Origin of the sequence: Azospirillum sp. B4 (assembly GCF_000333275.1) — a bacterium.
Taxonomy (GTDB): domain Bacteria; phylum Pseudomonadota; class Alphaproteobacteria; order Azospirillales; family Azospirillaceae; genus Nitrospirillum.
Map to the genome: position 1 here is coordinate 1 of NZ_BACU01000139.1, position 11,884 is coordinate 11,884.

Genomic DNA, 11,884 nt, shown 5'->3' on the forward strand with positions numbered 1-11,884 from the left:
GGCCCTTCTGCCAGGACAGGCGGCTGACCACACCGAACAGCAGGGCGTGGGGTTTGACGGCCAGGCCGAAACGCTCCTGCAGGGCCGCCTTGGCCGCCGCCCTGCCCTTCAGCAGCTTCGCCGAGAAAGGCGCCGGCAGGAAGGCGTCGGCAGCCGGGTCCCAGATGGTGGTGTCGACGCCGTTGATGATGCCCGACAGCTGCGCCGAGCGGGCGCGCAGCAGGCCGTCCAGCCCCATGCCGGCGTCCCGGCCGCGGATTTCCTGGGCGTAGGTGGGCGAAACAGTGGTGATGTGATCAGCCAGTTGCAGGCCCGCCTTCAGGTAACCGATGGCGCCGTAGTATTCGACGCCCTCCATCCCGAAGGAATGTGGCGGCAGGCCCAGGCGCGGCAGCAGCGTCGCCTCGAACTGGCCCTGGAAGGCCAGGTTATGGACGGTCATCACCGTGGCCGGCCGCTGCCAGCCGTCATAGGTCAGGTAGGCTGGCGCCAGGCCCGCCTGCCAATCATGGGCGTGCACCACGTCGGGCTGGGGCACGCCGCCCCGGCCCAGCCCGACCTCCGCCGCCGCGCGCGACAGGGCGGCGAAGCGCAGGGCGTTGTCCTGCCAATCGCGCCCGTCGGGGCCGATGTAGGGATTGCCAGACCGGGCGTAGAGGTGTGGCGCATCCACCACGATCAGGTCCAGGCCATGGGCGGTGCCGGCCACCAGCCGGGCCGGGCCGCCGAACAGCTCCGCGAAGGTATGCACCTCCCGGCCCTCCTTCAGGGCCTCGGTGACGGCGGGATATCCGGGGACCAGGGTGGTCACGGCCACGTCCTCGGCCGCCAGCGCCCCCGGCAAGGCCCCCACCACATCCGCCAGCCCCCCGGTCTTGATCAGGGGAAACACCTCCGAGGCGACCGAGAGTACGGAAAGCGGCATGGAAATCAGTCCTTCAGGCGGATCGTGTCAGGCAATTCAGGGAAGGCGGTCGATCATGGCTTGGGTGATCAGGCACGTGCCGGCGGCGCTGCGGCGGAAGCGGCGCGCGTCCTCCTCCGGATCCTCGCCCACCACCAGGCCCGATGGGATGTGCACACCGCGGTCCACCACCACATTGGTCAGCCGCGCCGACCGGGCGACATCGACATAGGGCAGGAGCACGGCGTTTTCCACGGCGGAGAAGGAATTGACGCGCACGCCGGTGAACAGGAGCGCGCGCTTCAGCGAGGCGCCGGAAACGATGCACCCGCCCGACACCAGGGAGGAAATGGCCTGGCCACGCCGGCCCTCCTCGTCATGCACGAACTTGGCGGGGGGCGTGATCTCGCTGTAGGTCCAGATGGGCCAGTCGTTATCGTACAGGTCAAGGCCGGGCACCAAGTCGGTCAGGTCCAGGTTGGCCTCGGCATAGGCATCCACCGTGCCGACATCCCGCCAGTAGGGCTGCGCCTCCTGCGTGGAGCGCACGCAGGAGCGGGAGAAGTGGTGGGCCACCGCCTTCCCATGCTTCACGATGTAGGGGATGATGTCCTTGCCGAAATCGCGCGAGGAGCCCGCCGTAGCCGCGTCGCGGCGCAACTGGTCGAACAGGAACGCGGTATTGAAGACATAGATGCCCATGGAGGCCAGGCAACGGTCGGTCGACCCCGGCATGGTAGGCGGGTCCTTGGGCTTCTCCACGAAGGAGATGATGGTGTCATCCGCGTCCACGTGCATGACACCGAAGCCCTTCGCCTCCTCCTTGGAGACCTCAAGGCAGCCCACGGTGACATCGGCGCCGGAGTCGACGTGCTGCTGCAGCATCAACTCGTAGTCCATCTTGTAGATGTGGTCGCCCGCCAGGATGACCATGTAGCGGGGCTCGTAGTCCTGGATGATGTCGATGTTCTGGAAGACGGCGTCGGCCGTGCCCTCATACCAGTGTTCCTCCGACACGCGCTGAGACGCCGGCAGGATGTCGAAGCTCTCGTTCCGTTCCGGGCGGAAGAAGTTCCAGCCGTGCTGCAGGTGGCGGATCAGGCTGTGCGCCTTGTACTGCGTGGCGACGCCGATGCGGCGGATACCGGAGTTGAGCGCGTTGGACAGGGCGAAGTCGATGATGCGCGACTTGCCGCCGAAATAGACGGCCGGCTTGGCGCGCCGATCGGTCAATTCCATCAGGCGGGACCCCCGCCCACCGGCCAGCACATAGGCCATGGCGTGTCGGGCAAGGGGGCCGCGGCCGGCGTGACGTTCGCTGGATGCCCTGTTGAAGCGCTTTAAGGGGCCTGTCACGTTCTTACCTCCCTGGGACGGCGTTCGCGCCGCCTGAAATTATCCATTAACGCCCACTACTTAACTTTGATACCCATCAAGGGCCAACCAAAGGGTGGCCAAGGGCGGCAACGTCACCGCGGCCGAGGCCGGCAGCCCGTGGGCCGGCTGGTCCGTGGCCAACACCGCCCCCAGGTTGCCCATGCCCGAGCCGCCATAGCCGGCCGCGTCCGTGTTCAGGATTTCCAGCCACCGTCCGGCGGCGGGCAAGCCCACACGATAGCCCGAGCGCGGCACGGGGGTGAAATTGCACAGGACCGCCACCGGGCGCACGCCCTCTCCACCCGATCGCAGGAAGGCGATCACCGACTGCTCATTGTCGTCGACGACGATCCAGCGGAAGCCATCGGGCGTGCAATCCGCCTCATACAAGGCGCGTTCCCGGCGGTAGCCGGCATTCAGGTCGCGGACCAGATGGCGCAACCCCTCGTGCCGGGGATAGCCCAGCAGGTGCCAGTCCAGACCCCGTTGGAAATCCCATTCGGACCGCTGGCCGAATTCCTGCCCCATGAACAGCAGCTTCTTGCCCGGGTGGCCCCACATGAACGCATAGAAGGCGCGGGCGGTGGCGAACTTCTGCCAGTCGTCACCCGGCATCTTCTCCAGGATGGAGCGCTTGCCGTAGACCACCTCGTCATGGCTGAGCGGCAGGACGAAGTTCTCCGAGAAGGCGTACAGCAGGCCGAACGTCAGCTTGTCATGATGCCACTTGCGGTGGACCGGCTCAGTGGACACGTAATCCAGCGTGTCGTGCATCCAGCCCATGTTCCATTTGAAGCCGAAGCCCAGGCCGCCGGTGTAGGCCGGCTGTGACACCCCGGGCCAGGAGGTCGATTCCTCCGCGATGGTCATGGCCCCCGGATGTTCGCCGTAGACCAGGGTATTGATGGTGCGCAGGAACGCCACCGCCTCCAGGTTCTGGTTGCCCCCCTCGCGATTGGGGATCCATTCACCGTCCTTGCGGGAATAGTCGAGGTAGAGCATGGAGGCGACGGCGTCCACCCGCAGGCCGTCGATGTGGAAGCGGTCGATCCAGTAGAGGGCGTTGGCCGCCAGGTAGTTCACCACCTCGCGCCGGCCGAAATTATAGATGGCGGTCTTCCAGTCCGGGTGGAAGCCCTGGCGCGGATCCTCATGCTCATAAAGGGAGGTGCCGTCAAAACGGGCCAGCCCATGCACGTCGGTAGGGAAGTGGGCCGGCACCCAGTCCAGCAGCACCCCCAGCCCCGCCCGGTGGGCGCGATCCACCAGCCGGGCGAAACCGTCCGGCGTGCCGAAACGGGCGGTGGGCGCGAACAGCCCGATGGGCTGGTACCCCCACGACGGATCAAAGGGAAACTCCGAGACTGGCAGGAATTCCAGGTGGGTGAAGCCCATGTCGGCGGCATAGGGCACCAGTTGGTCCGCCAGCTCATCCCATGTGAGGTAGCGGCCGCCATCCCCCCGCCGCCAGGAGCCCAGGTGCACCTCATAGATGCTGATGGGGGAGCGGCGGGCGTCCATGGTCTTGAGGTGCGCCATGTGGGCGTCGTCGGCCCAAGGGAAGTCATCGGTGCGCGCGACGACGCTGGCGGTGGACGGACGCAGCTCACTGGCAAAGCCAAAGGGGTCGGCCTTCAGCGGCAGAACCACATTGTCCGGCCCCACGATCTCATACTTGTAAATCGCCCCCTGCCCCAGACCCGGGGCGAAAATTTCCCATACGCCGCTGTCCCGGCGGTGGCGCATCTGATGGCGCCGCCCGTCCCAGGCGTTGAAGTCGCCCACCACCGATACCCGGCGGGCGTTGGGCGCCCAGACGGCGAAGTGCACGCCGTCCACGCCCTCATGGGACTTGAGGTGCGCGCCCAGCTTCTCATAGAGACGCTTGTGCGTGCCCTCGGCGAACAGATAGTCGTCCGTTGGCCCCAGGATGGGACCGAAGCCATAGGGATCCTCCACCTCCCATCCGCCACCCGCGTTGGCGCACCGCAGGCGGTAGCGGAACCGTCCCTTGCGACCCGTGACCTTACCCTCGAACACGCCGGCGTCGTGCACCCGCGCCAGGGCGGCGATCACCCCGCCATCGGCTTCCACAGCCTCCACCGTCTCCGCCCCCGGCACGAAGGCGCGGATGACGGTGGCTCGCCCCGCCTTGTGCAAGCCCAGCACGCTGAAAGGGTCGTCGTGCCGGGCGCCCAGCAGGGCGTCGATGTCCTCAAGGCCCGCCGTCCAGCCCGGAACACCTTTCGCCCGCGCCATCAGCCCTTCCTCGGCAGGGTCGGGGCCGGCAGGCCCCAGATGTCCGTGGCGTATTCGGCGATGGCGCGATCGGAGGAGAAGAAGCCCATGCGCGCCGTATTGGTGATGGCGGAGCGCCACCAGGCGGGCGTGTCATGCCAGCGGGCGTCCACCGCGCGCTGGGCGGCGTAGTAGGCGTCGAAATCGGGCGCCACCATGAAATAGTCGTGATAGCGCACGGCGTTCACCAGGTCGCTGAAACGCCCGGTCTCCCCCGGCGAGAACACGCCGGAGCCCACCACGTCCAGCACCTCTTCCAGCATGGGGGAGGCTGCGATGACGTCGGCCATGTCGATGCCCTTGCGCCGCCGCTCCTCCACCTGCTCGGTGGTCAGGCCGAAGATGAAGATGTTGTCGTCGCCGACATGCTCCTTGATCTCGACATTGGCGCCGTCCAGCGTGCCGATGGTCAACGCGCCGTTCAAGGCCAGCTTCATGTTGCCGGTGCCCGAGGCCTCCATGCCGGCGGTGGAGATCTGTTCCGACAGGTCGGCGGCGGGGATGATGGCCTCCGCCAGACTGACGTTGTAATTGGGCAGGAACACCACCTTCAGCAGGCGGCGCACCACGGGATCGCGGTTGACCACCCGGGCCACGTCGTTGGCCAGCTTGATGATCAGCTTGGCTTGGTGATAGCTGGCGGCCGCCTTGCCGGCGAAGATCTTCACCCGGGGCACCCAGTTGCCGCCGGGGTTGGCGCGGATGGCGTCGTACAGCGCCACGATCTCCAGGATGTTCAGCAGCTGGCGCTTGTATTCGTGGATGCGTTTGATCTGGACGTCGAACAGGGCGTCGGGGCTGACCGACACGTCCATCCGCCGGCGGATGAGGTTGGACAGCTCCACCTTCTTGGCGCGGCGGATGGCCCGGAACCGGTCGACCACGCCCGCGTCGCCGGCGAACTTCTCGAAGCCCGACAGGGCCAGGGGGTCGTCCATCACCTGCGGACCGCAACAGTCCACCAGCAACTGGGTCAGACCCGGATTGGCCTCGAACAGCCAACGGCGGAAGGTGATGCCGTTGGTCTTGTTGACGACGCGGCCAGGATAGAAGCGGTCCAGCTGATAGAACAGCGTGCGCTTCACCAGGTCGGAATGCAGCGCCGACACGCCGTTGATCTTGTGCGAGCCTACGAAGGCCAGGTTGCCCATGCGCACACGGCGGCCGTGGCTCTCATCGATCAGCGACAGTTCCGCCAGCACGCCGCCGTCATGCTCGCCCTTCGAGCGCACCCGGTCCAGGTGGCGGGCGTTGATCATGTAGATGATCTGCATGTGCCGGGGCAGCAACCGTTCCATCAACGGAACGGGCCAGCTTTCCAGCGCTTCCGGCAGCAGCGTGTGGTTGGTGTAGGAGAAGACGGCGGTGGTGATCTCCCACGCCTGGTCCCAATCGAAATCCTCCAGATCGATCAGGACGCGCATCAGCTCGGCGATGGCGATGGCCGGGTGGGTGTCGTTCAACTGGATCGCCACCTTCTCCGGCAACAGCTCCAGCTCGCCATGGTGCTGCTTATGGCGACGGATGATGTCCTGCATCGAGGCGGAGACGAAGAAGTATTCCTGGCGCAACCGCAGTTCCAGGCCGGCCGGGGTGGCGTCGCTGGGGTACAGGACCTTGGAAATGGCCTCCAGCCGCACGCGCGCGGCCAGCGCGCCGACATGGTCGCCCTGGTTGAAGGCGTCCAGCCGCAAGGCGTCCGGCGCGCGGGCCGACCACAGGCGCAGCGTGTTGACATGGCGGGCACGCCAGCCGGGTACGGGCGTGTCGAAGGCGATGGCGTCCACCGTCTCCTCCGGCCGCCAGTAGTGCTTGGTCACATCCTCGCTGACGTCCACCGTCTCCACCGTGCCGCCGAAGCCGACGGAGTAGTCGACCTCCGGCCGCTCGAATTCCCACGGGTTGCCGAAGGTCAGCCAATTTTCCGGATACTCGCGCTGCCAGCCATCCTTGATGGCCTGACGGAACAGGCCATGGTCGTAACGGATGCCGTAGCCGTGGGCCGCGATCTGCAGCGTCGCCATGCTTTCCATGAAGCAAGCGGCCAGGCGGCCCAAGCCGCCGTTGCCGAGCGCCGCGTCCGGTTCGATCTTGCGCAGTTCATCCAGGTCCACGCCCAGATCGTCCAGCGCCTTGCGCACCGGTTCCGTCAGCCCGGTTTCCATCAGGGCGTCAACCAGCAGGCGGCCGATCAGGAATTCCAAGGACAGATAGTAGACCCGCTTGCGCTTGGATTCATAAGTGGCGCGGGTGGACGACATCCAATGGTCGACGATGCGGTCGCGCACGGCCAACGTGGTGGCGATGAACCAGTCGCGTTGGCTGGCCACCTCGGGGTTCTTACCCACGGCGTACATCAGCTTGGCGACGATGGCGGCGCGCATCGTGGCGCTGTCCACCGGCTGCGGCTCTGCCTGTTCCGGCGGCGGCGCCTGGTTTTCCCCGGCGACCTCCGGCGGGTCGAGCTCGGAGGTTTCGGAAGACGCGGTCGGAACAGGCTTATCAATCACGCTGTCAATCCTTTCGAGACCAAGAAGACATCGCATCGTCAGCTTTGCATGTCTGCTGCACCGCGACAACAAAGAGTCGCACGAAAGAGATAGAACGCCACCAGCCGACGACACCCTATTGATATGTCATTCTTTTGCAGTAGCCGACGGTGCCATCCCATCACCCTGGCCCCCTGCCGCGCCGCAGCCATCGAGGGGACACCCATACGAAAGCCCCGCCCGAGGACGGACGAGCCTGTCAACAATCGGGAAGACCACGGTCGGGTTCCCGGCGCCACATCATCTGGACGAGGAAGCGCCTGGCAACGATGGGGTGCTGACAGGCCTGCCGCATCGTCATGAACCGCCATCCCGTGGGCGAGCCCGGGAACGTGTCGTTCGTCGATCGCCATGCCGCATCCGGAATGAGGCCCGGCGCTTCGCTCTCCCCTTGAGCCCGGAGCCGACAGATCGCATGATTTCCCGACGTTCAAAGGCAGGAGGCGGACATGGAAATCGACACGGACCGCGTTGACGACGCTGTGCTGGCGTTATTGTGGCTGGGCTTACACGATGGCCAACGCGCCTGGAAGTCGTTTGACTGGGACGCGCTGGACAGGCTGCACGGCAAAGGCATGATCGAGGATGCCGTGAACAAGGCCAAGTCCGTGATCATGACACCGGAGGGATTGGCCCGGTCGGAGCGGTTGTTCCAGCAAATGTTCGCCCGGCGCTGAATCCGGTGACCCGGCGGCGGCCGCTCACCACCAACGGCATCTATTTTTCCCTTTAATAAATAAAAACACCAAGCGCAGCTTGGGCTTTGCTTTATTCAATTTCCATCAATTCTTGGAACAATTCCAATTTTCCGACTTTTAATATCCACATCCGCATGCCGGGTGAGCGGACATTCATTGCTAGGAGGACATCCTATATGTTCATGCACAACAAGCGCCTGCAATACACCGTGCGGGTGGCCGAGCCCAATCCCGTCCTGGCCAGCTTCATGCTGGAGCAATTCGGCGGGCCACAGGGCGAGCTGGCGGCCGCCATGCGTTATTTCACCCAGGCGCTGGGCGAGAGCGACCCCGGCCGCAAGGACATGTTGTTTGATATCGCGACGGAGGAACTGAGCCACCTGGAGATCATCGGCAGCATCGTGGCCATGCTGAACAAGGGCATCAAAGGTCAGTTGGCCGAGGCCAGCTTGGCGGAGGCCGATCTCTACGCGGCGCTGAACCAGGGCGGCGACAGCCACACCCAATCCCTGCTCTATGGCGGCGGACCGTCCCTGACCAATTCTTCCGGCGTGCCATGGACCGCGGCCTACATCGACAGCATCGGCGATCCGACCTGCGACCTGCGCTCCAACATCGCGGCGGAGAGCCGCGCCAAGATCGTCTACGAGAGGCTGATCAATCTCACCGACGATCCCGGTGTGAAGGACGCCCTCACCTTCCTCATGACGCGCGAGATCGCGCATCAGAAGTCATTCGAAAAAGCGCTCTACGCCATTGAGCCCAACTTCCCGCCGGGCAAGCTGCCCGGCAAACCGGAATTCGCCGACCTCTATGTCAACGCCTCACAAGGGGATGGCGATATGGAAGGGTCATGGAATTCCGGAGGAAAATGGCAACGGCTGGACGACGTGGAAGGGGGCATTCCGCTGGACGGGGGCGACGGGCTTGCCTCCGTCACCTTATCCGGGGAGGAAGAGGACGCCATCGAAGCCCTCACGGCTCGGACCATGTCCAACCCGGAAGCCGATCCCATGACCGGCGCCGAACTGGGAGAAGGCGGAGCCATGGAAGATCCGGAGGCATAGGTTTCTTTTTGAGCGCGGCGCCCGGGGTGACCTGGGCGTCGGGTATTGTTCGGCGACGACCATGGTCATAGGCGGGATGATGCACGCCAGCCACGGCGTGCGCCAAGGCCCCTCCGCAAGGCCCGTCCGGCGGTTCGGGCGGAAAGGGCACGGCCCATAAACACTGACGGGACTCATCGACCATTCATACCGACCGAGCCTGAACCGCCATCGCTGCCATTTCCTGTGTGCCGTGACCTCCGGCTGACGCGAACAGCCGGAGGTCACGGCATGACCGTTCTTAAGCAAGCCGAAGTATAATCTAAGTAAATCCATTAGTTAAGAGAAGCTATGACTTAACTATATTTGAAAATAGATTCTTTTTGAATTTTATCGGAACAGAATCACTTCAATTCTCTTCTATTGATGTGCCGCCAATGAATAGAGAGCCCCACAAGTCGGATTGCCGACACGAGGAAAGGCGGCGCTTTATCAGAAGCAAGAGGATGACATGACCAAGGACAGCAGCACTTCCAATCGCGGTTTCGCCTCGATGGACGACGACAAGCAGCGCGAGATCGCGGCCAAGGGCGGTTCCAGCGTACCCGATGAGAAGCGCAGCTTCTCGCAGGACCATGAACTTGCCGCCGAGGCGGGCCGCAAGGGTGGCCAGAGCGTACCGGACGAGAAGCGCAGCTTCTCCCAGGATCACGAGCTGGCGGCCGAGGCGGGCCGCAAGGGCGGTCAGGCCTCGGGCGGGAACTTCGCCAACAATCCCGAGCGCGCCGCCGAAGCCGGCCGCAAAGGGGGAGAGGCCTCCGGCGGCAACCGTGGTGGCGGCAACCGTGGTGGCGGGAACCATGGGGGTGGGAACCATGGGGGTGGGAATCATGGCGGCGGCAATTTCGCCGACAATCCGGAGCGTGCGACGGAAGCCGGTCGCAAAGGGGGCCAGGCTTCCCACGGTCATCGCTAACCGCACCGCGTCCATTTCGGATGGCACGGCGCACTGCCAAGCCATCCAGAGCCCGGCGCCAAGTTAGCTCCCCAACCAGCCCTATTGGCAAAAGCGACGGCTATATTGTGGCCACGCCGGTGTTTCCGCCGGCGTGGCCATGATGCTTTAGGAGCCCTGCCCTCAGCGGCGAGACACCAACCTAAGCGGTTTTATCCAGAGGCCAGCGAGGGCACACGTTGGGTGAAAAGAGCATATTGCTATGGCCCCACTGATAGCGCGCCACTGGCAAAGGCACATCAACGGCTCGACAGCCGGATGGCGTCCCCTAGGGGATTCGAACCCCTGTTACCGCCGTGAGAGGGCGGTGTCCTAGGCCTCTAGACGAAGGGGACGAGGCCGTGTGAGGCCGGGTATGTACGCGAGGCGGCCGGAGTAGGTCAAGCACTTTATTTCAGAAAAGTGGAACGCTACGAAGACGGGTGGCAGCGGACATCACGGGAACAGGACGGGGCACGCTCACCTTGATCCATGTAAGCCCGACTTGCCTCGTCAAAGAGCCGCAGGTGCCAGAAAGGCGCGGAACGCGGCCGTGGCGTCGGCTCCGAACATGTGGGCTGGCGAGCCGCTGGATTCGACGCGCCCGTTCATCAAGTGGACCACCCGGCCGGACACGTCGCGCGCGAACGCCATTTCGTGGGTGACGACGATCATGGTCCGCCCCTCCTCCGCCAGGGACCGCATCAGGGCCAGCACCTCGCGCACCCGTTCCGGATCGAGGGCGGAGGTCGGCTCATCGAACAGGACCAGCTTCGGGTTCGTCGCCAGGGCCCGTGCGATGGCCACCCGCTGCTGCTGCCCGCCGGAGAGCCGCTTGGGATAGGCGGCGTGGAAGCCTGCCATGCCCACCCGTTCCAGCAGCGACCGCGCGGTCGCCAGAACCTCGTCGCGGTCGCGACGGTGAACGCGCAAGGGGGCCTCCATGACGTTCTGCAGCACCGTCAGGTGGGGCCAGAGATTGAAGCCTTGGAAGACCATGGCCGTCTGCATCCGCAGGCGGGCGGCAGCACGGCCGTCGGAAACCTCCAGGCGGCCGTGGCGGTTGCGCGCCAGGGGCGCCTGCACGTCGCCGATGGCGATCTGGCCCTCGTCGGGAACCTCCAGCAGGTTGAGGCAGCGCAGGAAGGTGCTTTTGCCCGAGCCGCTGCCGCCCAGGATGGAGATGACCTCCCCTTCCCGCGCCTCCAGCGAAATGCCGGCCAGCACTTCCCTGTCGCCGAAGGACTTGCGGATGTTGGTGGCGGTCAGGACGGGGGGTGGCACGGTCATGACAGCGGCTCCAGGGTGGGCGGAACGGAGATGGATGGGACGGCGCGGTCGACGTCCAGCCGGCGTTCCAGGGCCGCCAGCAGGGCCGATAGACCGGCGTTGATCAGCAGGTACAGCGCCGCGGCGGCGCAGAACACCTCCAGCGTGCGGTAGCTGTGGGCGATGACCTGCTGCGCCACGCCGGTGATGTCCAGAACCGTGATGGTGCTGGCCAGCGAGGTCGATTTGGTCATCATGATGATCTCATTGGAATAGCTGGGCAGCGCGATGCGGACCAGCGACGGCGCGATCACCCGCCGCAGCAGCATGAAGCCGGTCATGCCACAGGCGCGGCCGGCCTCGATCTCCCCACGCGGCACGGCGGCCAAGGCCCCGCGGAAGATTTCGGCGATGTAGGCCGAGCAGCAGCAGGTCATGGCCAGGCAGGTGCAGAAGACCGGGTCCCGGAACGCCGTCCAGAGGATGCCGTGGCGTATCCACGGGACCATGGCGAACCCATAGTAGATCATGAAGATTTGCAGGATCAGCGGCGTGCCCCGGAACAGAAAGGTCCAGGTCCGCTGGATCAGGCGCGGCAGTGGCGACCGCGCCACCGACATCGCCGTGAGGCCCGTGGCCAGCGCCGTGGCGCAGACGCCGGAAACCGCCAGGATCAGCAGGGTCACGGGCACGGCCCGCACCAGCAGCGCGGTGACCGACGCGATGAACGTCAGATGTTCCCCCATCGC

At 65.2% G+C, this 11,884-nt stretch carries 9 protein-coding genes and 1 tRNA gene; 3 read left to right on the forward strand and 7 right to left on the reverse strand.

The window, feature by feature from the left end:
- The 4 genes from I55_RS06435 to I55_RS06450 form a co-directional block, all read right to left on the reverse strand.
- The coding region (locus I55_RS06435) for a glycogen/starch synthase (protein WP_044559668.1) at nt 1-925 on the reverse strand (925 nt) is incomplete at its 3' end.
- Nucleotides 926-961: 36 nt separating this feature from the next.
- On the reverse strand, nt 962-2,260 hold the full coding sequence (glgC, locus tag I55_RS06440) for a glucose-1-phosphate adenylyltransferase (protein WP_286364291.1): 1,299 nt from the start codon (nt 2,258-2,260) through the stop codon (nt 962-964).
- A 60-nt stretch (nt 2,261-2,320) separates the two neighbouring features.
- Entirely contained in the window at nt 2,321-4,540 is a 2,220-nt protein-coding gene (glgB, locus tag I55_RS06445; protein WP_044559670.1) for a 1,4-alpha-glucan branching protein GlgB, read from the reverse strand.
- Entirely contained in the window at nt 4,540-6,963 is a 2,424-nt protein-coding gene (locus I55_RS06450; RefSeq protein WP_044559687.1) for a glycogen/starch/alpha-glucan phosphorylase, read from the reverse strand. The genes glgB and I55_RS06450 overlap by 1 nt, the downstream gene beginning before the upstream one ends.
- A 614-nt stretch (nt 6,964-7,577) precedes the next feature.
- Here I55_RS06450 and I55_RS06455 point away from each other — a divergent pair.
- The 3 genes from I55_RS06455 to I55_RS39460 all read left to right on the forward strand — a co-directional run bounded on the left by I55_RS06455 (nt 7,578) and on the right by I55_RS39460 (nt 9,848).
- A complete protein-coding gene (locus tag I55_RS06455; RefSeq protein ID WP_044559671.1) occupies nt 7,578-7,805 on the forward strand; it encodes a DUF6429 family protein in 228 nt (75 codons plus the stop codon).
- Nucleotides 7,806-8,002: 197 nt separating this feature from the next.
- The gene (locus tag I55_RS06460) at nt 8,003-8,893 is read left to right on the forward strand and encodes a manganese catalase family protein (RefSeq protein ID WP_044559672.1); all 891 of its coding nucleotides are present in this window, start codon (nt 8,003-8,005) and stop codon (nt 8,891-8,893) included.
- 490 nt (nt 8,894-9,383) lie between these two features.
- Complete coding sequence (locus I55_RS39460; RefSeq protein ID WP_044559673.1) at nt 9,384-9,848, forward strand: general stress protein; 465 nt, start codon at nt 9,384-9,386, stop codon at nt 9,846-9,848.
- Nucleotides 9,849-10,146: 298 nt separating this feature from the next.
- Here the strand turns inward: I55_RS39460 and I55_RS06470 are convergent.
- From I55_RS06470 to I55_RS06480, 3 genes are all read right to left on the reverse strand, one after another.
- Nucleotides 10,147-10,222 (reverse strand) — tRNA-Glu (locus tag I55_RS06470).
- 157 nt (nt 10,223-10,379) lie between these two features.
- Nucleotides 10,380-11,156: an amino acid ABC transporter ATP-binding protein gene (locus I55_RS06475; protein ID WP_044559675.1), complete on the reverse strand. Its 777-nt coding sequence runs from the start codon at nt 11,154-11,156 to the stop codon at nt 10,380-10,382.
- Nucleotides 11,153-11,881 (reverse strand): ABC transporter permease, encoded by a 729-nt coding sequence (locus tag I55_RS06480; RefSeq protein ID WP_044559676.1) that lies wholly within the window; start codon nt 11,879-11,881, stop codon nt 11,153-11,155. The genes I55_RS06475 and I55_RS06480 overlap by 4 nt, the downstream gene beginning before the upstream one ends.
- Nucleotides 11,882-11,884 lie beyond the last annotated feature (3 nt).